This is a genomic window from Nostoc sp. DSM 114167, from assembly GCF_052692655.1.
This window is the reverse complement of sequence record NZ_CP195116.1, coordinates 7,035,893-7,059,833: the sequence shown is the minus strand read 5'-3', so window position 1 is coordinate 7,059,833 and position 23,941 is coordinate 7,035,893. Positions and strand designations below refer to the sequence as shown.

General features: G+C 41.6%; 15 protein-coding genes and 1 pseudogene. 14 read left to right on the top strand and 2 right to left on the bottom strand.

Features of this window, described 5'->3' with window-relative positions:
• Positions 1-433 precede the first annotated feature (433 nt).
• From NSTC731_RS29705 to NSTC731_RS29655, 11 genes and pseudogenes are all read left to right on the top strand, one after another.
• On the top strand, positions 434-694 hold the full coding sequence (locus NSTC731_RS29705; protein ID WP_445628086.1) for a hypothetical protein: 261 nt from the start codon (positions 434-436) through the stop codon (positions 692-694).
• An 89-nt stretch (positions 695-783) separates the two neighbouring features.
• Complete coding sequence (locus NSTC731_RS29700; protein ID WP_445628085.1) at positions 784-1,047, top strand: hypothetical protein; 264 nt, start codon at positions 784-786, stop codon at positions 1,045-1,047.
• Between the two features lie 86 nt (positions 1,048-1,133).
• Positions 1,134-1,391: a hypothetical protein gene (locus NSTC731_RS29695; protein ID WP_445628084.1), complete on the top strand. Its 258-nt coding sequence runs from the start codon at positions 1,134-1,136 to the stop codon at positions 1,389-1,391.
• A gap of 684 nt (positions 1,392-2,075) precedes the next feature.
• Positions 2,076-3,515, top strand: a complete 1,440-nt coding sequence (locus NSTC731_RS29690; protein WP_445628083.1) for an NHLP bacteriocin system secretion protein — start codon at positions 2,076-2,078, stop codon at positions 3,513-3,515.
• 155 nt (positions 3,516-3,670) lie between these two features.
• A complete protein-coding gene (locus NSTC731_RS29685) occupies positions 3,671-3,901 on the top strand; it encodes a hypothetical protein (RefSeq protein WP_445628082.1) in 231 nt (76 codons plus the stop codon).
• Positions 3,902-4,031: 130 nt separating this feature from the next.
• Positions 4,032-6,335: pseudogene (locus NSTC731_RS29680) on the top strand (NHLP family bacteriocin export ABC transporter peptidase/permease/ATPase subunit); the annotation flags it as partial.
• Between the two features lie 183 nt (positions 6,336-6,518).
• Positions 6,519-9,395: an NHLP bacteriocin export ABC transporter permease/ATPase subunit gene (locus NSTC731_RS29675; protein ID WP_445632207.1), complete on the top strand. Its 2,877-nt coding sequence runs from the start codon at positions 6,519-6,521 to the stop codon at positions 9,393-9,395.
• A gap of 494 nt (positions 9,396-9,889) precedes the next feature.
• The gene (locus tag NSTC731_RS29670) at positions 9,890-11,443 is read left to right on the top strand and encodes a YcjF family protein (protein WP_445628081.1); all 1,554 of its coding nucleotides are present in this window, start codon (positions 9,890-9,892) and stop codon (positions 11,441-11,443) included.
• Between the two features lie 215 nt (positions 11,444-11,658).
• Complete coding sequence (locus NSTC731_RS29665; protein WP_445628080.1) at positions 11,659-12,153, top strand: quercetin 2,3-dioxygenase; 495 nt, start codon at positions 11,659-11,661, stop codon at positions 12,151-12,153.
• A 225-nt stretch (positions 12,154-12,378) separates the two neighbouring features.
• Positions 12,379-14,076, top strand: a complete 1,698-nt coding sequence (locus NSTC731_RS29660; RefSeq protein ID WP_445628079.1) for an alpha/beta hydrolase — start codon at positions 12,379-12,381, stop codon at positions 14,074-14,076.
• Between the two features lie 329 nt (positions 14,077-14,405).
• Positions 14,406-16,157 carry a protein kinase domain-containing protein gene (locus NSTC731_RS29655; RefSeq protein WP_445628078.1) on the top strand — a complete coding sequence of 584 codons (1,752 nt, stop codon included), beginning with the start codon at positions 14,406-14,408 and terminating at the stop codon, positions 16,155-16,157.
• Positions 16,158-16,248: 91 nt separating this feature from the next.
• Here the strand turns inward: NSTC731_RS29655 and NSTC731_RS29650 are convergent, their stop codons facing one another.
• Complete coding sequence (locus NSTC731_RS29650) at positions 16,249-16,989, bottom strand: SDR family oxidoreductase (RefSeq protein ID WP_445628077.1); 741 nt, start codon at positions 16,987-16,989, stop codon at positions 16,249-16,251.
• A 477-nt stretch (positions 16,990-17,466) separates the two neighbouring features.
• On the opposite strand from NSTC731_RS29650, the gene NSTC731_RS29645 reads away from it, so the two are divergent.
• Positions 17,467-18,423, top strand: coding sequence for an aldo/keto reductase (locus NSTC731_RS29645; RefSeq protein ID WP_445628076.1), 957 nt, complete (start codon positions 17,467-17,469; stop codon positions 18,421-18,423).
• Positions 18,424-18,746: 323 nt separating this feature from the next.
• On the opposite strand, the gene NSTC731_RS29640 is transcribed toward NSTC731_RS29645, so the two are convergent.
• Entirely contained in the window at positions 18,747-19,403 is a 657-nt protein-coding gene (locus tag NSTC731_RS29640) for a class I SAM-dependent methyltransferase (RefSeq protein ID WP_445628075.1), read from the bottom strand.
• Between the two features lie 813 nt (positions 19,404-20,216).
• On the opposite strand from NSTC731_RS29640, the gene NSTC731_RS29635 reads away from it, so the two are divergent.
• A complete protein-coding gene (locus tag NSTC731_RS29635) occupies positions 20,217-21,299 on the top strand; it encodes a peptidoglycan-binding domain-containing protein (RefSeq protein ID WP_445628074.1) in 1,083 nt (360 codons plus the stop codon).
• Positions 21,300-21,959: 660 nt separating this feature from the next.
• A complete protein-coding gene (ftsH4, locus tag NSTC731_RS29630) occupies positions 21,960-23,831 on the top strand; it encodes an ATP-dependent zinc metalloprotease FtsH4 (protein WP_445628073.1) in 1,872 nt (623 codons plus the stop codon).
• Positions 23,832-23,941: the final 110 nt, after the last annotated feature.

The following is a 23,941-nucleotide window of genomic DNA, read 5'->3' as shown; positions in this document are numbered from 1 at the left end:
GGATATTATTTTTGTGAATAATTGAATATGTTAGCTGTTGCTTATTCGGCAAGATTTTGTAATACCTATATTAACTTGTCAAAAAATTATTTATAGATATACCATTGACCGATCCTACCTTTATTAACTTGAATTAATATCGATATTTGATATTTCTTAAAATCATAATCTTCACAAAACTCTTGAACAACTTTATCATTTCTTTATATAAAATACTTTTAAAAAACTGTATTGTTTAAACATAGTGAAATTGCAAAACAAACCAAAAGCAAATTTTTGTTTTGCACATTTAATTAGTGTTTTAAAGCAACAAATTTGATAATAAAAGTCGTCAGATATTTATTATTTTAAATGTCTAAAGATTTTTATTATTTGGTTAAGTCAAAAAAGATTTCACTATGCAAAAACCATTTTGTACAAGGAAGGAATTTTTATGTCAGTTGTAACATTTGAACAAGAAACACTCGTAGTCATGACCGAATTAGCTGATGAAGAAATCAGTGGAATTGTCGGAGGAGGACGCGGTATAGATATTGATAACAGAACCAATGTTGGCGTTAATGCCAAAGGTAAGAACGTACAAGTATCCAATCAAGTTGGTAACGGAACAGCAATTGGTGGAGGAGATGCTAAGGTTTATCAAAATTCAAATCAAGAAATTGATAACAGCAAAGACCGTGTCTACTTCTGGTAATAATTGGTACTAGATTATCTCCATAGTAGGCTCATGTTGAGTTACTATTTCACTGTTCCAAAACCATTTTGTACAAGGAAGGAATTTTTATGTCAGTTGTAACACTTGAACAAGAAACACTCGCGGTCATGACCGAATTAGCTGATGAAGAAATCAGTGGAATTGTCGGCGGTGGACGCGGAGTAGATATTGATAACAGAACCAATGTTGGCGTTAATGCCAAAGGTAAGAACGTACAAGTATCCAATCAAGTTGGTAACGCATCAGCAATTGGTGGAGGAGATGCTAAGGTTTATCAAAATTCAAATCAAGAGATTGATAATAGCAAAGACCGTGTGTACTTCTGGTCATAACAGGTACTAGGTTATCTCCATAGTAGGCTCATGTTGAGTTACTATTTCACTGTTCCAAAACCATTTTGTACCAGGAAGGAATTTGTATGTCAGTTGTAACATTTGAACAAGAAACACTCGCAGTCATGACCGAGTTAGCTGATGAAGAAATCAGTGAAATTGTCGGAGGACGCGGAGGTGTAGATATCGATACCAAGGCTAAAATTGACGTTAAAACCAAAGGTGGAAACGTACAAGTATCCAATCAAATTGGTGTTGCAATAGCAATTGGTGGAGGAGATGCTAAGGTCTATCAAAAATCAAAGCAAGACATTGATAATAGCAAAGACCGTGTATACTTCTAGTACTAACTAGTACTAATAGATACTAAGCTATCTCCATAGCACGTTCATGTTGAGTTATCACCTCAACCAAAAGTCACTTTAAGGTGTTTGTATTGCCAAAATATTTATCTATGATGATTTGTATCATCCCTACAAATCAAAACAGCACTAAGCTAGCAAGCATGTAAGTTATGCATTATTTCGTTAAGAGAGTTATTAAACAGTAATCCTTTGCCAATTGCTACGAACAACTGACAAAGGACTACAAACGACCCTTACGAATAAGCTACAAACATCTTATAACATAGTGGTCTAACTATTTCTGGCATCACAACCCATTACAACGTTACACGAACATTGGCGGGTGTAAGCCAGATAATAACGAAAGGTCAAAAGGTAAGCGACCAATTGTTATTATCCCTTACTTCTTACCCACCCGTCAATGTTTTTATATAAAGATTACAAAATCGTTACTTTCACGAAAATTTACTCTTCATCTACGCAAAATTTAAAAATAAAAAATTTGATTTTCTCAGCTTTCGACCTTTCATCAGATGGTAGGTTGATTTTTGCATCTGAATACTAGTATGCCAAAGCAAACAAAACATATCCGCCTTCCACTGAAGACAGAAGGTAATTTTTTGTTCAGTTGTCAGCCTAATACCCAATTCCTTCTGAATGCAATGCAAATTGGGATGGTTTATAGTGATTAATCAAAAAAGCGACCTATTCCGCAAAGAAGCTTTAGAGCGTGCTTCTTCGCCGGAAGAACTAGATCAAATTATGCAGGTAGTCAGCCCGAAAAAGTGGCTACCTCTAGTTGCTGTTGGTTCGTTGGTAGCAACGGGGGTGACTTGGAGTTTTTTAGGTCGAATCCCAATTACGGTGACGGGTACAGGAATAATAGTTTATCCCAGTACAATTACCTCATTCCAGTCACCGATCGCAGGTAAATTGCGAACAATCAATGTCCGAGTTGGCGACTTTGTAAATAGAGGAGATGTGCTGGCGACGCTAGACCAAAGCGAACTGATGAAACAGCTACAACTAGTCCGCTCTAAATTAGGGCAACTACAAACAGAAGATCGCGCTGCTAGTTTAGTGCAAGTACAGCGACAAAATGCAGACAAAGAAGCGATTAAACAGCAACGCCAATCTTTGCAGCAAAACCTCCAGGCGGTACAGAAACTCACCCCGATTTTAAAAGAGAAAGGGCTAAATTCGATTCAACGCGATCGCGCCAATCAAACCCAAAGCTTACAAGCACTGCGGGATCTCTTACCTACCTTCAAAAAGAGATTGACCAACCGCCAGCAGCTATTGCAAGAGGGAGCAATTTCTGGCGATACAGTTTTACAGTCACAGCAAGACTACTTAAATGCTGTCACCCAAATTAATGAAGCCGAATCGCAACTCAAGCAACTAGATGTCAAAGAAGCAGATGCCCAACGCCAATATTTAGAGAATTTGAACTCAATTAAAGATTTGCAAGCGCAATTAAAACAACTAGATAGCAAAGAAGCGACTGCGGCGCAACAAGATTTAGAAAATGTAACTACCCGCAAAAAAGAAATTCAGGAAGTCCAACGGAATATTGTGCAATTAGCACTGCAACTATCAAGCAACAGCTTAGTCAAAAGCAGTTACTCTGGACGAATTTTAGAAATCTCCGCAAGTCCCGGACAGGTTGTTTTACAGGGTACACCCATCGGAGCGATCGCCGCACAAAAGCGATCGGCTCAACCTGTGAGCGTGGCATTTTTCCCCGTTGGCGATGGTAAGCAAATTCAACCAGGGATGAAGTTACAAGTCACACCTAGTACAGTGCAACGCGAACGTTTTGGTGGCATCATCGGTGCTGTCACAGAAGTCTCAGCCTTTCCTGTGACTAAAGAAGGTGCATTAAGTGTAGTCGGCAATTCCGAATTTGTGGAAGCTTTGATGTCACAAGGGCCACAGATGCTAATTACGGCACGACTGCAACCAGACAATTCCACCTTCAGCGATTACAAATGGTCTTCTTCTCAAGGGCCACATATGAAAATCACTTCTGGAACTACCACTTCAGTACAAGTCACCGTGGAAGAACGCGCCCCAATTACCTTTGTTCTACCGATTCTGAGATCCTGGAGTGGCATTTCGTGATCTTGACGATGAGAGGAATGAGGAAGAAATTATTCAAAATTTTACCCATCCAATCAACCTTGACGCTGTACTAGAGTGCGGAAATTACTTAAATAAGAATGCATTTTGGCGTACCGAGAAAACAATGTATCTAATTATTTGCGGAAAACACTAAAATGAATACGCGATCTACTGAAATGAGAAAGCATTTAGGCTTTTTGCTTGCTGAATCTACTGAAATGAGTACGCGATTTACTGAAATGAGAAAGCATTTAGGCTTTTTGCTTGCTGAATCTACTGAAATGAGAAAGCATTTAGGCTTTTTGCTTGCTGAATCTACTGAAATGAGAAAGCATTTAAGCAAAATGAGAAAGCATTCAGGCTTTTTGCTTATTAATTTGGCTTAATCAATACAATCAAGACTTCAGAAGGGAACAGTAGTGTAATACAGCAATTTTAGTCATGTTGAAAAATAGTTAAGAATTTATGTTTAAACGCTTAAATTAAGCCAAAGTCCAAGTTTTAAAAAATATTTTTATGTTCTGGCGAAATCTGCAAAATATATTAGGGCGCTTGCGTAAAAACAAGCGGTGTCATACTCCGACTCTGCTGCAAATGGAGGTAGTAGAATGCGGCGCTGCTGCTTTGGGAATTATTCTCGGTTATTACAATCGCATTGTCCCACTAACAGAACTGAGGCAAGCGTGCGGTGTCTCGCGGGATGGAGTTAGTGCCTTAAATATCTTGAAGGCTGCCAGAAATTATCGACTCAACGCTAAAAGCTTTAAAACCAACTTAGCTGGCTTGTCGCAGTTAAAATTTCCCTACATTGTATTTTGGAACTTTAACCATTTTTTAGTAGTAGAGGGAATCGGCAAACAGCGAGTTTATCTCAATGACCCTGCTACTGGACGGCGCATCGTCTCCTTAGAAGAATTCAGCGGCGCTTACACAGGTGTGGTGCTAGTTCTAGAGCCTGGTTCGGAGTTCCAGCCAGGAGGACGCAAACCTAGCACAATCTTAGCTTTGTGGTCGCGGTTGCGAGGCTCCATTGGCGCATTACTTTACTGCGTGCTGGCAGGATTTTTATTAGTAATTCCGGGACTGGCCATACCTGCATTTTCCCAGGTATTTGTAGACAACATCTTGATTGAGCATCGGTATGAGTGGTTGCGTCCCCTAATTTTAGGCATGATCTTCACAGCCGGACTCAGTGGATTTTTGACGCTGCTACAGTTGCAGTTTTTGCGTCAAATGAAAATTAAATTGTCCGTGGGCATGGAGAGTCGGTATCTGTGGCACATTTTACGCCTACCCGTTAGTTTTTACGATCAGCGGTATGCCGGAGAAATCAGTAGCCGCATACAACTCAACGACAGCATTGCTAATATGCTTTCTGGTGAATTAGCGACTACTGCGATCGCAACAGTATCAGTATTTATATATGTAGTAGTGATGCTGCAATATGATGTTGTACTAACTTTAATTGCGATCGCCTTTGTGGCGATCAACCTTGCCGCCTTACAGTGGGTGAGAAAGCGGCGCACAGATGCCAATATTAAACTCATCCAAGAAGAGGGAAAAGTTCGCGGCGTAGAAATTTCTGGTCTTCAGAGTATGGAGACGCTAAAAGCATCTGGATTGGAGTCAGATTTCTTCTCCCGTTGGGCGGGTCACTATGCCAAAGCCATCAACACCCACCAAGAATTAGAGGAAACAAACCAGACAATAGGTGTTTTACCATCTTTTCTCGGTGCGATCGCTTCTATGCTGCTTTTAGCTGTAGGCGGTTTGCGAGTCATGGATGGGGCCTTGAGCATCGGTATGTTAATAGCCTTTCTTGGCATGATGCAAAGGTTTTTCGCCCCAGTAAGTAATCTCATCAGCCTGGGAAGCGAACTTCAAGAGATGGAAGGTAATCTAACTCGCCTTGATGATGTCTTGCGTAACCCCATTGATTCGCAGTTGCAGGAAAGAGGCAGGGGGGTAGGGGGGCAGGAGGGCAGGGGAGTAGAAGAGGGGGAAAGGGTAAAGGGTAAAGGGAAAGGGACGGATCTCCTCCTTTCCCCTTTTCCCCTTTCCCTTTCCCCGGCGCAGCCATCCTCCTACCTTCTGCCCAAACTTCAGGGGTATGTTGAATTACGCAATGTGACCTTTGGTTATAGCCAAATTGCCCCGCCGCTAATTGAAAATTTTAGTCTCTCACTCCAGCCAGGGCAACGAGTTGCCTTGGTGGGTGGGAGTGGTTCTGGTAAGTCTACTGTTGCCAAACTTTTATGTGGGCTATACGAACCGTGGCAAGGAGAAATTCGATTCGACGGCAAACCTAGAAAGGAGATTTCTCGCCAAGTACTAGCCAATTCTATTTCTGTCGTCGAGCAAGAGATTTTGTTATTTGCTGGCAGCGTCAGAGACAACTTGACGCTTTGGGATACTACCATACCTGAGAGTCATCTTGTCCGAGCTTGTCAAGATGCAGCGCTTCACGATGTCATCCTTTCACTACCTGGAGGCTATCATGCTGACCTTTTAGAAGGTGCGACCAATTTGAGTGGTGGTCAGCGACAACGGCTAGAAATTGCCCGTGCTTTAGTAAATAATCCCAGTATCTTGATCGTGGATGAAGCCACCAGTGCCCTGGATACTGAAACAGAAAATACCGTCACTCGTAATCTGCGGTTGCGCGGTTGCACTTGTATCATCGTCGCGCATCGACTCTCAACCATCCGAGATTGCGATGAAATTATTGTCCTCGATCGCGGCAAGATAGTCCAACGGGGAAGCCATGCACAATTGCAGCAAGTTGAAGGGCCGTATTTACAATTAATTCGCAGTGAGGGAGCAGGGGCAGAAGAAGAGGGGAAAAGGGAAAAGGTTAAAGGGAAAAGGACAGATATTCTTGTTTCCCCTTTCCCCCTTGCCCTTTCCCCGGCGTTCGCGGAGCATCTCGTAGAGAAGCCTTCCCTCTTATCTTTCGCAAACCTCAAAGGACAACACTATCGTTTTCAATGCAATGAATCGCTACTGCTAGATGACCCGGAGACAATTTGGCTGGTAAAATCTGGTTACTTGGCGCTATTTGCGATCGCAGTTAACGATCGCATTCCCGAAGGCACTCGTCGCTATTTATTTAGTAGCACAGCTGGACAAGCGATGTTTGCGATCGCACCAAGGTTAGAGGGCAAGCAGCAAGAAGTTTTAGCAGTGTCACTTGAGGAGACAGAAATTCTCAAAGTATCCAGAGCAGATTTTAACCAGTTGTTTGCTGACGCTAATAAAGAAGTAGTAACTCTGATAGAACGCTGGATTTACCAAGTAGGTTCGGTACTTGCTGGCATCGCTACGCCAACGACACCAACATCGCTGCCAAAAACCCGCCAGTTCTCCTTAGTCGAAGACCAAATCTTCCAGCCGCATAAAATATCGTGGGTGCAAATTCTCCAAGGGCGTGCTAGATGGATGGGGTTTGAGGAACTGCCGTTAACTTCTGCCTCTGGAATGTTGCCTTTGGCTGAAAATATGTGGTTACAACCAGATAATACTGTGGAGTTGAAAAGTGTTAACACCGCAGACATAGAAGATATCAATTCCTTGTTAAGTGGTTTGTCCCAACTACAAACTTACTTTCTCCACTGCATTAACCTGCTGCAACGGCAGGAGATGGATGCAGAATTACTGAGATTTCAAGCCAGAGAACGTCTTGAGAGCCAAGTGATGCAAGAGACGTTAGCAGAATTAGCATCTGTATTGCCACAGCCAAAATCAGACGGGCTAGATAATAGTTTAGGATTCAGTAGTAATCTTGATGCAACTGACCCAAACCAAGCCTTACTAATTGCTGCTGGTGCTGTAGGACGAGCATTGGGAATTAAGATTCATCCGCCAGCTGCCTCAGAAGATTCTAATCGAATCCAAGATCCTGTAGAAGCGATCGCTCGTGCTTCGCGTATCCGCTTGCGACGAATTCAATTGCGGGACAACTGGTGGCAAAAGGATTGCGGGCCGATGTTGGCATTTACGCTTGCCGATAAACTGCCAGTGGCACTATTACCAGTGTCTGATACACATTACAAACTCTACGTTCCTGGGGAACGAACCCCTATCTCTGTCGATGCCCAAATAGCAGCAGCCCTAGCTAAGACTGCCTACGCATTCTATCGACCTTTACCTGATAAAAAGCTGAAAACTTTTGATTTACTTCAGTTTGCCCTCCAAGGACATTACAAAGAACTAATTATAGTTGTAGTAATGGGAATAAGCGTTAGCCTGTTAGGAATGCTGACACCTCAAGCTACAGCTATCCTGATCGACAAAGCGATCCCAGATGCTAATCGAGGCTTGTTGAGCCAAATTGCTGTTGCTTTGGTGGCTGCTGCCTTTGGCGGAACGCTGTTTCAACTAGCCCTTGGGTTTGCCACCATTAGGCTGGAAACTTTTGCCGATTCCTCCACCCAAGCCGCAGTGTGGGATCGATTGTTAAACTTGAAGGTTTCCTTTTTTCGCTCTTTCTCAGTTGGTGACTTGGATTCTAGAGTCACGGCTATTACTCAAATCCGCCAGCGACTGGGTAACACAGTCTTAAAAACAATCTTCTCCAGTTTGTTTTCCTTATTGAATCTGGGATTGTTATTTTACTACAATGTTTCCTTAGCTCTCATAGCTTGTGCAGTGGCACTGGTAAATATTGCCGTCACTATCATCTCTGGTAGTCTTATTGTCCGTAAAGTTCGCCCATTACTAGAGCTACAAGGACAACTTTTTGGCGTGATGGTGCAGTTAATTAATGGAGTTGCCAAACTCCGAATCGCCAAAGCTGAAACCCGCGCCTTCGCCTACTGGGGTAAACAGTATACGCATCAACTGAAATTAATGCTGAGTACCCAAGGCATTGAAGATAGCCTCGCGGTAATCAATCAAGTATTACCTGTGTTAACCACTGCTGCCCTCTTCTGGTTTGCTACTAGCTTAATTGGGCAATCCCAAACTCCTGGAGCAGGTGGTTTATCCACTGGCACTTTCTTAGCATTCAACGTTGCTTTTGGCACGTTTATTAACGGAGCCACTAGCTTGAGTAGCACAGTTGTGGAAGTTTTGCAAGTTTTACCCTTGTGGCAACGGGCCCAACCAATTTTGCAAGCTGAACCAGAAATTAGTTCCGCTCAAGCAGATCCGGGTAGGCTATCGGGCAAATTAGTTGTAGATCGGGTAACTTTCCGCTATCGCGACGATGGCCCCTTGACGTTAGATGATGTCAAAATTCGTGCTGAACCAGGAGAATTTATTGCCATTGTTGGGCCTTCTGGCAGCGGGAAATCAACTTTATTGAGGTTACTGTTGGGGTTTGAATTACCGAAATCTGGCACAATTTACTACGACGGGCAAGATTTAACTTCTTTGGATGTCCATGCTGTACGCCGTCAATTGGGTGTGGTACTGCAAAATAGTCGGTTGATGTCAGCCTCTATTTTCGAGAATATTGCCAGTGGTGCCTTGGTGACGATGGACGAAGCTTGGTCAGCAGCCCAGATGGCAGGTTTAGCAGACGATGTTGCAGCAATGCCGATGCAAATGCATACAATCGTCAGTGAAGGAGGTAGTAATCTTTCTGGTGGACAACGACAACGGCTGTTGATTGCTAGGGCGTTGGTGTTGAAACCCCGGATTTTGCTATTCGATGAGGCGACTAGCGCTTTAGATAACAGAACCCAAGCAATTGTCAGTGAAAGTTTACAACAGCTGAAGGTAACTAGGGTTGCGATCGCCCATCGCCTCAGTACTATTCAAAACGCTGACCGAATTTACGTACTTGCAAATGGCAAAGTAGTGCAGCAGGGTAATTTTGTTGAACTAGCAAATCAATCAGGGCTATTTGCACAACTCATGATGCAACAGTTGCTTTAACTGTGTATTGGGATAGGTAACTGAATTAACTTCGCTCCTATTTAAGCTTGCTCTGGTAATTTTTTTGAGTAATTTAACGTGAGTTCGACGAGTGCTATTTTGACCTCTCCCCCAGCCCCTCTCCTACTAGGAGAGGGGAGCAAAAACCCTCCTTACTCGTTACTCCTCCCTCGCCTTTTAGGAGAGCAGGGTGGTTTCATACAACGAGAAGAAAAACTAAAAATAGGTTTCAAAGCCTCTCTCCGCTTCGGGGAGAGGTTTGGAGAGGGGTCAAAATCTATGGTTATATATGAGAAATCAAGACTTATGTATTTTTCTTTTTTCGTATGAAACCACCCTGTCCCTCGCCTTTTAGGAGAGGGAGGTTGTCCGGGAGAGGTCCGTCGAACTCACGTTAATTTATTCTTTGCAAGTCCCCTACTCTGGTAAAAAATGCTGAAACTATTAAGATTAAAAGCATCTGCCTACTAAATACTCACTAATCTTTCTCAGCCATGCCTCTGTCACGCATAGTAACGCTGATTGTCGGTCTGATTGTCATTTTGGGGCTAGCCCTATGGCTAATTGATTCCCTATCACGCCTCTATTGGCAATTATCCTATTCGCCGTTGCTAGGCAATTTACTGCTGTTACTGCTGATTGTCCTGATTGGAGCCTTGGTTGCTGCTTTTGTTTATTATGTACTAGTGATTCAATCTGGGGAAAAGCGATCGCGTCGCAACCCGAAGCGAGTGACTGCGGCGCAAATTCCGGCTGCTAAATCTGACGCAGCTTCTACAACTCTCCAGGCTGTGCGACAACAGGTAGCGCAAATTCAAGATGAAGTCACCCGCCAAGCTTTATTAAGTCGATCGCGAGAGATTGAAGCCAACCTCGCACGGGGTGAAATTCAAGTTGTGGTATTTGGTACGGGGAGTGCTGGTAAAACTTCTCTAGTTAATGCGATTATGGGGCGCATGGTCGGTCAAGTAGATGCACCGATGGGTACAACTCAGGTTGGAGAAACCTATTGTTTGCGGTTGAAGGGATTAGAACGCAAGATTTTAATTACGGATACGCCGGGGATTTTAGAAGCAGGAGTGGCAGGAACAGAACGAGAACAAATGGCGCGAGAACTGGCGACAGAAGCAGATTTACTGTTGTTTGTGGTAGATAATGACTTACGACGCTCAGAATATGAGCCTTTGCGGGGGTTGGCAGAAATTGGCAAGCGATCGCTCCTAGTTCTCAACAAAACTGATTTATATACAGATGAAGATAAAGAAGCCATCCTTGCGAGATTGCGTCAACGGGTACGGGGATTTATTGCTACTAATGATGTGGTAGCGATCGCTGCCAATCCCCAACCTGCACAACTAGAAACTGGCGAAACCTTCCAGCCGGAACCGGATATTGTGCCTTTGCTGCGGCGCACGGCTGCTGTTTTACGTGCTGAGGGTGAAGATTTGGTGGCAGATAATATTCTTTTACAATCTCTGCGATTGGGAGATGAAGCGCGAAAACTCATTGATGGCCAGCGTCGCCGTCAAGCTGACAAAATCGTAGAACGGTTTCAATGGATTGGCGCTGGTGTGGTATCAGTCACGCCGATACCAGTTGTAGATTTATTAGCCACAGCCGCAGTTAATGCTCAAATGGTTGTGGAAATTGGCAGAGTGTATGGCTGTGAATTGAATATGGAACGGGGACGAGAATTAGCTCTTTCTTTAGCGAAAACCATTGCTAGTTTGGGCATTGTTAAAGGAGCAATTCAATTATTATCTACAGCCTTGCAACTTAATGTTGCCACCTTTCTGGTTGGTAGAGCAATTCAAGGTGTGACAGCAGCTTATTTAACGCGAATTGCTGGTAAAAGTTTTATTGAATATTTTCGTCATGACCAAGATTGGGGTGATGGGGGAATGACAGAAGTTGTGCAGAAACAGTTTCAAATTAATCGCCGAGATGAATTTATTAAAGCTTTTATTCAAGAAGCGATCGCACGGGTAGTGAAGCCATTACAAGATAAATCTGAGATGGTTGAACATGATGAAGAAGTCAATAGTTAAATATTATAGGCAGAAAACAACCAATTCTTTAGATAGAAGCCTCCAGTAAATATCAGTTTTAGCATGAAATAATTATCCTAATTACTTTTTGTAAAATAATAGTGGGTAGCGCATTGGAGGTTAATTACTGGGCTTTGGAATCATGCTAGGCTGTGTCTTAGTGATTTGTGCAAGCAGAGCAATCTGTTTGTCATGAAACTCAGGAGATGATGAAAATGACAATTAATCATGGGATCTTATCGCAACTAGGTGATGGTGATAGTTATTCAGTAGCAGGCGATGTAGCCACCTTTAAAGCTACGAGCGAACAAACTGATGGCAAGTATGCACTGTTTGAAGTAGTACTTGCACCCCAACTAGGCCCGCCGCCACATATTCATAGTCGAGAAGATGAAGCATTCTACATTCTTGAAGGTTCGATTGAGTTTTATCTTGATGAACAAACAGTTCTAGCAACTCCCGGAACATTCTTGCATTCTCCGATAGGTCAACTCCATAGTTTTAAAAATATTGGTTCTGCACCAGCTAAAATGCTGATTTGGGCTACCCCAGGTGGAATAGAAAAGTTTTTTGCACAAGTCGGAACTAAAGTAGAGAATTCATCAGTTCCACCGTTACCTATAACTCAAGAAGTGATTGACAGGATATTAGCAACTGCTCCAAAATATGGAATTACAATTGTCCTTCCTGAAACAGAGAATTCTCCATAAAATTGGAATTTTAATCCCCAGAATTTTTCAGTTTTCAGGATTATTTGCTTATAAATCACTCATATAAGTACTGAGTGAACTCAGTATCTATGCAGGCTGATTGCAGAACTAGGGAAAAGGGTAAGGGCGAAAGGGAAAAGGAATAAAAAACCTTTCCCCTTTAACCTTTCCCCTTTTCCCACCTCTTGCAAAAGTTACTTTTGCAAGAGGTCTACTGAATACAAATTGTCAAAGGAAATAGACCTAATGACTTATCCTAACAATCAGAGTTTGCCAGACAATCAACCGTATAAAATTTACGAATTTAAAAAAACTAATCAGGAAAAAATACCTGGTTATTTAGTAGTTAGTACTGCGAAACTGAACGTTGAGACAGAAGAAGACAATTCTCATAGGTATTTCTCATCAGTTGCTAATAAAAAGTTTTTTAATCTCAATGATGGAGAAGCTGAACCTTCAACCCAACAGATGATTGAGAAAATTTCTCAAACTTTGCAATCAAGCCCCGACCCAGAAATAATTATTAATATTCATGGATATAGTTCTACACCATCGGATACAGAGACGGGGTGCAAAAAGATTTATGAATATATTAATACGCATATTGAACAAGCAAATAAGTATATTTTTATCGGATACAGATGGCCATCAGAAAATCCTATAAAAACTGATGAATCTGGTTCCTTTAGACAAAAGCTAATCAACGCACTTTCTTCTCTACCAACTTTACTAGCTATTAATTTAGCTTTGGGACTAACAATTAGTATATTGTCTACCATAGCTTTATTATTCCTAAATATTTTGAGTAATAGTGCTGTCCATTTTTTCACAGCGTTGTTAATTTTATCTGGGATTGTATCTTCAATTATCTTTACACTAATTATTCTCAGAATATCTACTTATTTTCGTGATACTTACAGAGCAAGTAATTATGGAACTACAGATTTAGTTGAATTGATCAGACAGTTGGATTACACAGCAAAACTTCTCCCAAATAAGCGTATTAAATTATCTTTTATTAGTCATAGTATGGGGTGTTTTGTAGTTACAGATGTAATTCGGATTCTTTCTGATGTTTTTGATGTTAAATCTATTAATAAAAAACCGAATTCGGATATTGGTAATGTATTTCGATTAGGCAGACTTGTGCTAGTTGCACCTGATATTCCTGTAGAAAGTATCTTGCCAGGACGTGCTAATTTTCTTCGTTCTTCTTTACGTCGTTGTGAAGAAGCTTATATATTTTGTAATGAAGGAGACCTAGCGTTACGATTTACCTCTACTGCCGCAAATTATTTTAGTTTCCCAGCGCGAACTCGTATTAGTGGGTACAGGCTTGGTAATATAACGGTTAAACATTTCAACAATAAAAATGATTCAGTGGGTCACACGCCCAGATATGGAGTTGTTAATTTACACGAACAAGACTATGGCAAAGGTTACAGACTTGATAATCCTTATAAATATTTAGAAATTCGTTCTTCTAGTAGCGAACATAGAAAACTTGAAGAGATAACTGAAATGTCAGAAGAGTTGGTACAACCCGCAGATTTATTTACATATTTTGACTGTACAGATTATAAAGATGACCGGATGAAGCAAATCGGAATAGTTAGTTCTGCCATCCAAAAGCCAGCGATAAATTTTGGGAATTATATTTTCCTCACCTTGGCATTTATTCGGAAGTCTTTTAACAATAGAGATCCTCAAGGTGTTGATACCCACACGGGCTATTTTGAAGGTGTTTTTAGTCAGAAAGCTATTTATGAATTAGCTTTTTTAGGATTTCAAGGATTTTTGCAATCTTTGTCAATTGAAGGAGGCGAGTCCGAGCAAATTAGCATTTTTTCTCAAAAATGCCACGAAAAGCAAATTCAAGTGATTCTTGCGCCGCAAATATATCAACAAAAAACTCAAGATTAGACTTTCTTCTTGCCTTGGTTGCCTTTAGCACTTGCCGGACAAACTCGACATTTTGATGGGCAATTGCAGATTGTAAAGTATTTTTTCTACAAGGCAGCTATGATAAACATCAATTTCTCAGTTAAGAATATAACACCGCCAATACTTCGCATTTTGTTTGCGAAGTATTTGTTTTACTAAAAAAAAGATTTTTTACCCGCAATAATACTTAAAAAAAATTAACTTATATTTAAAGTGTCAAAATTCTGGTTATTTATTTCTAAAGTATTCCGGAAACAGGAGGGAATGTCAGAAAAACTAGATAAAAGGACTTACTGAGTAAGCAGGTCATGACCCACCACATAATCGGTAAATTACTACAAGGGCGTTACCAAGTTGTCCAAAGCCTCGGTGCAGGGGTGTTTGGGCAAACATACATTGCTGTAGATGTAGATTATCCAGAGAATCCTAAATGCGTTATTAAACAGATTAAAGTTAGCAGTTCCGAATCCGGCTACTTGGAGATGTTGAGGTTACTGTTTCTGACTGAAACCCAAACCCTCAAGCTTCTGGGAAGTCACGACCAAATTCCTGAATTTATCGCCTGTTTTGAAGAAAACGAGCGATTTTATATAGTGCAAGAATGTATTGAAGGACATGCGCTGACTGCGGAATTGCCCATCGATCGACATTTCGGCTGTCTGTGGAGTGAGAGCGAAGTTGTAGAATTTTTGATAGATGTCTTAGGTATTCTAGAATTTGTTCACTCTCAAGGCGTTATCCATTGCGATATCAAGCCGGAAAACTTGATTAGACGTACTGTTGATAACAAGTTAGTTATGATTGACTTTGGCTCAATCCAGTCGATCGATTTTGGCATAGGTGCAGAATTGCCCATTTATAGAATTCCCGTGACTTCATTGGGATACATACCGCCAGAACAATTTATTGGTCAAACACAGCCTAACAGTGATATTTATGCTTTGGGTATGATTGCTATCCAGGCTTTAACAGGGCTAGAACCACTACAATTAAAAACCGATCCTTCTACTAATGAAATTTTTTGGCGTTCTCAAAACACGCCAGTTAATGATTATTTAGCTGCTGTTCTCAGCCAGATGATCCGTTATAATTACCAAGACCGCTTTCAGTCTGCGGGTGAAGTATTGCGAGTACTCAAACAAATAATTTGGGAACCTCAGCCATCAGAAACATTACAAGAAGATTCTCAATTTTCCCTAGAAGTAGCAAAAAATCCTGCGTCTGGAAAATTATCCCCATTATTAACGGGAATGAAAGTAGGGCTAGCAGCTAATTCTTTATTAATGGGATTTGGTGTATATTCTTTAGTTAATACATCACCTGCATATTCAGAAACAGATACATTATATAAAGCAACAAAAGAATATCAAGCAGGAGATTTGGAAGAAGCGATCGCACTCGCTAAATCAATTCCCTCTCACAGCAATGTTTATCCAGAAGCGCAAGCCACAATTGAAGAATGGCAAGAGCAATGGCAAGTAGCTGCACAGCAATACGAAATAGCACAACTAGCTTTTCAAGAGAGCAGATGGTCTGATGTTCTTCATGCTGCTGCCAAAGTTCCAAAGATTGCATATTGGCAATCTAAAACAGATAAAATAGTTCAGAAAGCATCTGTAAACATTGAAGCACAGACGCAAGATTTATTAGCAAAAGCTTACGAAAAAGCTGCTGATAAAGATTTTTCTGCCGCCTTACAATATCTGCGTCAAATCCCTCAAGAAAGTCATGCAGGTGCTTTAGTTCAAGACAAGTTAGCTGAGTACAATCGAAAGCGGCAGATCAGAGCAGCCTACTTTTTACAGAAAGCCTATAAAAAAGCATCTATTGGTGATTTCGATCGCGCTGTCAAATTTCTTAAAAATATTCCCAGCGATACTCTAGTTTATGCTCAAGCTCAAGTCAAATTGAATGAGTATACTCAAAAACAACGCGTGCTAGCTGACAATCAAAAGATAGCTTCTACAAAAAGAACAAATTTATTCGTCCCTAAAAACTCAGTTACTAAGGTTGAATATCTTCAAGAAGTAAATTACCTTCAAGAAGTTAATATTCGGTAGGTTTAATAATTTGTAATCACGCTCTCTAGGAGATGCTGTATGTAGCTTTTGATAGGACAGGGGAAAACCCGTGCCCCATACCTTCTACTTTTTACCAAGGAACCACACCGTTTTCATCAAAAAACCCTCCGCTAGAACCATCATCAGGTAAAGTAGCGAGTCTTACTGCTGCGATCGCACCCTGTTCAACAGTACGATACCCTTGATATTGATTAATGTCAGTTGCGGTAAAACCAGGATCGGCAGCATTGATTTTAATTGGGGTATCTTTAAGTTCGGCAGCTAATAAAACTGTGATTGCATTCACTGCTGTTTTGGATGAGTTATAAGCAAGAAACTTAAAATCAGCAAATTCGTAATTTGGATCGGAGTTCTGAGTCAGAGAACCTAAACCACTTGATAAATTCACTATTCGCCCTGCTTTTGATTTCTTTAAAAGTGGCAACAACGCTTTTGTAACTGCAAACACTCCAAATACATTCGTTTCATAAGTATGTCGTAGTGTTTCAATATCAACTTCGCTAGGTGGAAGGCGATCGCCATCACTTATTATTCCAGCATTGTTCACAAGAATATCAAGTTTTCCGAATTCACCTTCGATTTGTTTAGCCGCGGAGTCGATTGTTTTTTGGTCGCTCACATCAAGTTGAATTGTTCGGGCATCGATCTGGCTAAGACGAAGTTTATTCGCCGCTTCTTCACCACGTCCTATATCTCTTGAACCAACAAGAACAGTAGCACCTCTAGAACCTAATTGGCAGGCAATCTCATATCCAATACCTTTGTTTGCGCCTGTAATCAGCGCAACTTTGCCTTTTAAATCTTCTGACATATTGCTTCTCTATTTTGATTGACACTGACAACTGTTAGTATCTTTGAGCAAGTTTAGTATACAAGTAGTGTGTATCAATACAATATTCAAGAGTGATTGTAATACAGTTCGGTTAAAGAGAAAAGGGAAAAAGGTGAATTCAAACCTTTACCCTTTCTGACTTTTCACGTTATGGGGAAAAGTCCACCAAAAACCTAACCCCCTAACCCCCTTCCCGTGTCGGGAAGGGGGAAAGTTCAAAGTCTCTTTCCTCTTAGGAGAGAGAAATAGAAGAGAGGTTTTCCAGATGCCGTGAAAAGTCAGTTACCCTTTACCCTTTCCCCAAACCACAACGGATATGAAAAGTGCTTATTCAAACCGTATTGAGAGTGATTTGTCATGTTTGCACCAGTAGTAATTCACACCTCAGATAGCTGTTGAGAAAATATGTGCAGTGTAAAGTAACAATTGACTCAAAAATTCTTGAAGAAAGTAGATATGCAAACCAAACAGCTTGGTAATTCGGAGCTTAACATTACTCCAATCGGCTTTGGTGCTTGGGCGATTGGTGGAGGTGAATGGGCTTTTGGCTGGGGAGAGCAAGATGACCAAGAATCGATCGCCGCGATCGATCGCGCTCTTGACCTTGGCGTTAATTGGATTGACACCGCAGCTATTTATGGTTTAGGGCATTCTGAAGAAGTTGTTGCTAAAGCGCTCAAAGGTCGATCTAGTCGCCCTTACATTTTCACGAAATGTTCAATGATCTGGGATGAAAAGGGCGAAATTGGTCGCAGCCTGAAGGCGGATTCTGTACGGCGGGAGGTTGAAGCCAGTCTGCGCCGACTCGACATTGAAACCATCGACCTTTACCAAATCCACTGGCCCAACCCTGACTCAGAAATCGAAGAAGGCTGGACAACTTTGGCCAAGCTCAAGGATGAGGGTAAGATTCGCTATATCGGAGTTTCCAATTTCAATGTCGAACAGTTGAAACGTATCCAAGAGATTGCACCAGTTACGTCATTGCAACCGCCTTATTCGCTGGTGAAGCCGGATGTCGAAAAGGAGATTCTGCCTTTTTGTCAGGAAAATAACATAGGTGTGATTGTTTATTCACCTATGCAATCTGGTTTGCTCACAGGAAAGATGACACCTGAGCGAGTTGCTAATTTCCCAGATAATGATTGGCGCAAAAACAATAGTGAATTTCAGGAGCCACGTCTATCTCGTAACCTGAAGCTAGTCGAGGTGTTGCAACACATTGGTAAACAACACGATCGCTCGCCAGGTGAAGTTGCGATCGCTTGGACTTTAAATAATCCGGCGGTGACTGCGGCGATCGTTGGCGGACGCAATCCTAAGCAGGTAGAAGGAATCATTGGTGCTGGAGAATTTCGTCTCAATCAGCAGGAACTAAATGATATTGATACTTTCCTGCGCGAGAATCCATAAAATCTCTGCTGGAAAACCTCATAAACCCCACGACTTTAGTCCGGGGGTCAATACTTGTCGGTTAAAGGGAAAAGGGAAAGGGGAAAAGGGAAATAAAAAACTTTTAACCTTTACCCTTTAACCTTTTCCCCAAACCCAATTCCGATTTAAAAATGCACAAAGCGTGCAGTATTGAGCCGGGGGTTTATTCATAAGACCTCTTGGCATTTGTGCCTTTTGCAACAGGTCGGGAAATGGGTGCATGTTAAAGGGGAATGTTAATTCTATCCCTTTTCCCTTTAACCCTTACCCTTTACCCGACAAATGCCAAGAAGTCTATACTTTTATTTTGTCGCTACACCGATAATATGAGGACTAACAATTGGCAATTGTGCATCAAATCGCTCGTAATGGATGCTACTAAAACCAGCATTTCCTAATGCTATCCAAGTTTCTCTATCTGGATGACAACCATCACCTATTGCTTTCCAAATTGGACTAATTGTGTTTTGTACTTGTCGCAATAAACTTCCTTGAGGTGCGGCGACATGTTCAATAAATAAGAAGCGTCCGCCTGGTTTAAGTACTCTTAAAATTGCCTGCAATGTATAATCTATATTCGGCACAGAGCACAAAAATAATGTACTAACAACAGTATCGATGCTGTTATCTTCGGCATCTAACCATTCAGCATTACCAATGCGGAGGTCGATATTTAAACCCAGTTTTTCTGCTTGTTTTTGAAGAGAAGAATGCGTCTGTGAATTTGGCTCGATTCCTATCCAATGGATATCTTTAGGATAGTAGGGTAAGTTAGCACCTGTTCTGGGGCCAATTTCTAAAACTTTGCCTTGGAGATTAGCAAAAAGAGAACGTTGGCGATCGCTGACAATTTTATCATATTTACTACTATTTGAAGCCATCATCCAGGCAAAAAAATGTTTCCCAAGGTTTGCAAAAATGTTATTTTTTGAATCTCCAATAATTTGGTTTACAGTCATTATCTACTTCCTAATTTTTGAGCCGAGAAATTGGGGTGCTAAACAACCATTTGATAGCATCAAGGTACAATACTTGGTGTTTGTTGTACCTCACCCATTAGACTCACCTGATAGGATGAATTTAATTAACGTATTAGGCGTAGCGACTGACCGTAAGATATTACAGAAAGGACAAAAGGATAGAGGCGTTTATAGATATGACGATGAGCGATGCCTACGGTGGTCACTGAGCCTCTTGCCTTGAGTTTCGACACTTCGACTGCGCCCTTCGGCTAGGCTCAGTGCATCGCTGCGCGGTAATCGAGCGACTTGTACTAAGTTTCGACTGCGCTCAACTACCGCGTAGTCGAAGTAAGTCGAGATTCAACTACCGCGAAGCCGAAAGGTGTCGAAGTGCGGGCTTTGCCTACGCTATGGTTATACAATTTTGGCTAATTATAGCCAGAGATTTTTGAATAGCCGCTTTGGTTTCATTACCTACCGCAGAGTATCCTGATTTCAAATCCAAATTGGCGGGTCTTTGATAATAACATGGGGGATGCCTGCGGTAAATGCTCGCCTACACAATTTGCTGTGGCTGACCTCCAGAAAGTTTCAGACCCCATTTGCTAACAAGTTAAAAAGACAGCTGCTTCCTATTTTAAGGATCTGTGAGAAAAGCTAACATAACTGCGGATGTTATAATCCAAAGTGGGTTTTGCAAAACAGTCATGAAGAACGAGATACCAAATTGACAGCGGTAAGAACTTAAATTATACGACGAATAGTGACAGATAAATTAACTAAAAACAATTGTTTCATCCAAGAAAAACTATGAGCTTTAAACTTCAAGCTTTGCAACTTCCGACTCTCCAGAAAAAATCCGAAGGGCCAATTGTAATTGCTTGGCAGAAATTTCTTTTAGATTATGACTTCCCCATTGCTGCCGTTGATGGGGATTTCGGGAATATTACAGCTCAAGCAACTCGTGATTATCAGACTAGTAATGCTTTAACAGTAACAGGAATTGTTGATACTGCTACTTATAAAAAAGCGCTAGAGCAAGGTTTTGCAATTTATTTCGCTATCTATACCAATGCCGGTAAAAAATTCTTAACCTATCTTAACTTTGGAGAAAATGAGGTCAAAGATTTACAAAAAAGTTTAACAGCGATCGGTCGTTTGAATCCCCCGTTAGTAGCTGATGGAGACTTTGGCCCCAACAGTACAAAAGGACTAGCCGAAACTTATAAAATCAGAGACGTTAATTTTCGAGCCGAGTTAGCTCAACAGCTTTCTAATACAACAAAAACTAAGCTTGGCATTGATTTGGAGCTAGCTTTAGACAACATAACTGAATACGCCAAAAAATTAAGAGAACAACTGAGTGGAAAAGCCTGGGTTAATTTTTTCCCAGACAGCGACTTAATTGATGATTTAGCTTCTCCCTTCCGTCAAAAAGTACAAGCTTTTGAGCAAGCCTTAAAAAATGCCGGAGCTAATATTGATATTTCCTCAGTATTCCGGCCAGCGGAACGAGCTTATTTAATGCACTATTCTTTCCGTATTAGTAATAATGAAATTGCTGCCAAAGATGTTCCACCTATGCCTAATGTAGATATTAATTGGCTACATTACACCAATGCTGGTTCTGTCCAAGCTGCTAAAGAAATGGTGTCTGCTTATAATATTGCTTTTCGACCTGTTCTTACCTCTCGTCATACCCAAAGATTAGCAATTGATTGGGAAATTACTTGGTCAGGAACCTTAAATATCAAAAACGCTAGTGGAACTATAGTTAGTATTAATCAGCCACGAACGAGTTATGAAAATCCTACTTTATGGCAAGTTGGGCGTTCTTACGGTGTGATTAAATTATCTAGCGATCGCCCCCACTGGTCGCATGATGGACATTAATGGCTAGCAAAAGCGCATATATGGAGAACGCAGTTCTAGACATGACTTGAGAAAAGTTCCAGATTGGAGCAAGGAAAGCTCCGCCAAGGCTCCAGAATAACTCTTTGTGTGGGATTTCTATTTGCGTCTCCTAATCTCTGCATATTTTTTGAGTACGGTAAACCGTATTTGCTCGGTAGTTCACAAAAATTAATTAAATTGTTAAGTTTAGTTACATAAATAAGTAAAAAAATGCTGCAAACATTCCTAAATGGGAGAAATTATGAGAAACAGTAGTATACTTGAAGATCGAGACAAGCTGGACAACTTTGCATTACCGTTAGCGAGTCTTCTCCCATCTCCCAAAGAGAGATACAAGGGCTAAGGAGCATCATGAGCCTTACAGCTCGTTGTAGACATTGCTCAGATTGGGCGAATATATCAGCATTCTTGACCAGTCTTTAATCAAGTTTCTCAAAACGTTAAGGGAAATAAGGAACAGGGGAAGCAGGGGAAAAGCAATGCCCCATGACGCCACTTGACGGCAGTTGCTCCACTTGGGGAGACCCCAAGACCGCACTGCCTCCTCCACTTGGGGAGACCCCAAGACCGCAGTGGCTCCCCCATACCCTATGCCCAATTTTCAAGTTAGTTTTCATTATTTAAGGATTGGTAACATTTATGGGAATTAAAGAACAGCCTAAGTCACCTCGGTTTCGGATCGTTGCTAATATTTTACTGGCAGTATCAGGACTATTCCTGCTCTTGAATTTATTTTTGCCTGGTTTATTTGCTTCAGGCCCTGCTGGTGTTCCCTATAGCTTATTTATTCATCAAGTACAGGAAGGGGAAGTCAGCCGAGTTTCCGTTGGTCAAAACCAGATTCTTTACCAAGTAAAAACAGAAAATTCCCAACCGGGCCAGGTGTTTGCAACGACACCAATCTTTGATTTAGAGTTACCCAAACTGCTAGAAGAAAAGGGAGTTGAGTTCGCTGCTACACCGCCACCCAAAAATACTTGGTTTACAACCCTCTTAAGTTGGGTGATTCCACCACTGATTTTCATTGGTATTTGGCAGTTCTTTCTCGCTCGTGGTGGTGGCGGTGGTCCCCAAGGTGCGCTTTCCATTGGTAAGAGCAAAGCTAAGGTTTACGTTGAAGGCGAATCTGCGAAAATCACCTTTGCAGATGTGGCTGGGGTAGAAGAAGCAAAAACTGAGTTAGTAGAAATTGTAGATTTCCTCAAGACTCCGGCACGGTTTACGCAAATCGGCGCTAGGATTCCCAAAGGTGTGTTGTTAGTTGGGCCTCCTGGTACTGGTAAAACACTTTTAGCAAAAGCCGTAGCAGGAGAAGCGGGAGTTCCATTTTTCAGCATCTCTGGTTCTGAGTTTGTCGAATTGTTTGTCGGTGTCGGTTCTTCCAGAGTCCGGGATTTGTTTGAGCAAGCTAAAAAACAAGCTCCCTGTATTGTATTCATTGATGAATTAGATGCAATTGGTAAGTCTCGTAGTAGTAACGGCTTCTACGGTGGTAACGATGAACGCGAACAAACCCTCAACCAATTACTAACTGAGATGGATGGGTTTGCAGCTGGGGATGCAACGGTGATTGTACTAGCAGCGACCAACCGTCCCGAAACCCTAGACCCGGCATTGCTGCGTCCAGGTCGCTTTGACCGCCAAGTGTTGGTAGACCGTCCCGATTTATCTGGTCGGGAAGCAATTCTCAAGATTCACGCTCAAAAGGTAAAATTAGGAGATGATGTAGATTTAAAAGCGATCGCTACTCGTACCCCTGGTTTTGCTGGCGCAGATTTAGCAAACTTGGTAAACGAAGCCGCATTATTGGCAGCGCGCAATCTGCGTGAAAAGGTTGCTCAAGAAGACTTTGCCGAAGCAATTGAGCGGGTAGTCGCCGGTTTAGAGAAGAAGAGTCGTGTGATGAACGACACTGAGAAAAAGATTGTTGCATACCATGAAGTTGGTCACGCAATGGTCGGGGCGCTGACAACCGGAAACGGTCGTGTAGAAAAGATTTCGATTATTCCTCGTGGGATGGCAGCTTTGGGCTACACCCTGCAATTACCAACTGAAGACCGCTTTTTGCTGAATGAAGATGAATTGCGGGGTCAGATTGCAACTTTATTGGGTGGACGTTCCGCCGAAGAGGTTGTATTTAATAGTATTACCACAGGTGCTTCCAACGATTTGCAACGAGCAACTGACTTGGCAGAACGGATGGTAACAACTTATGGTATGAGCAAAGTCTTAGGGCCATTAGCTTATCAACAAGGACAACAAGCAGCATTTTTGGGCAATGGTGCTACTAATCCTCGCAGATTGGTAAGCGAAGATACGGCAAAAGCAATTGATATTGAAGTCAAGGAAATCGTAGAAACAGCCCACGAACAGGCCCTAGAGATTCTCAGACAGAATCGAGACTTGCTAGAAGCGATCGCTACTCAACTCTTAGAAACAGAGGTCATTGAAGGCGAAAAACTGCACGATTTGTTGAGTCAAGTGAAACCTGTAGCTCATACTAATTCCTAATTACAACAATTTTCAGGTAATTCAACCATATCGTAGGGGCGCATAGCTGTCATTGGTGGCAACTTAACGTAAACAGTTTAGTTTGCCCTTGGTGGCAGCTATGCTATATC

Coding starts and splice junctions, on each gene's coding strand:
- NSTC731_RS29705 (WP_445628086.1), top strand. CDS start 434: ATGTCAGTTGTAACATTTGAACAAGAAACACTCGTAGTCATGACCGAA.
- NSTC731_RS29700 (WP_445628085.1), top strand. CDS start 784: ATGTCAGTTGTAACACTTGAACAAGAAACACTCGCGGTCATGACCGAA.
- NSTC731_RS29695 (WP_445628084.1), top strand. CDS start 1,134: ATGTCAGTTGTAACATTTGAACAAGAAACACTCGCAGTCATGACCGAG.
- NSTC731_RS29685 (WP_445628082.1), top strand. CDS start 3,671: ATGAATACGCGATCTACTGAAATGAGAAAGCATTTAGGCTTTTTGCTT.
- NSTC731_RS29670 (WP_445628081.1), top strand. CDS start 9,890: ATGCCTCTGTCACGCATAGTAACGCTGATTGTCGGTCTGATTGTCATT.
- NSTC731_RS29665 (WP_445628080.1), top strand. CDS start 11,659: ATGACAATTAATCATGGGATCTTATCGCAACTAGGTGATGGTGATAGT.
- NSTC731_RS29655 (WP_445628078.1), top strand. CDS start 14,406: ATGACCCACCACATAATCGGTAAATTACTACAAGGGCGTTACCAAGTT.
- NSTC731_RS29650 (WP_445628077.1), bottom strand. CDS start 16,989: ATGTCAGAAGATTTAAAAGGCAAAGTTGCGCTGATTACAGGCGCAAAC.
- NSTC731_RS29645 (WP_445628076.1), top strand. CDS start 17,467: ATGCAAACCAAACAGCTTGGTAATTCGGAGCTTAACATTACTCCAATC.
- NSTC731_RS29640 (WP_445628075.1), bottom strand. CDS start 19,403: ATGACTGTAAACCAAATTATTGGAGATTCAAAAAATAACATTTTTGCA.
- NSTC731_RS29635 (WP_445628074.1), top strand. CDS start 20,217: ATGAGCTTTAAACTTCAAGCTTTGCAACTTCCGACTCTCCAGAAAAAA.
- ftsH4 (WP_445628073.1), top strand. CDS start 21,960: ATGGGAATTAAAGAACAGCCTAAGTCACCTCGGTTTCGGATCGTTGCT.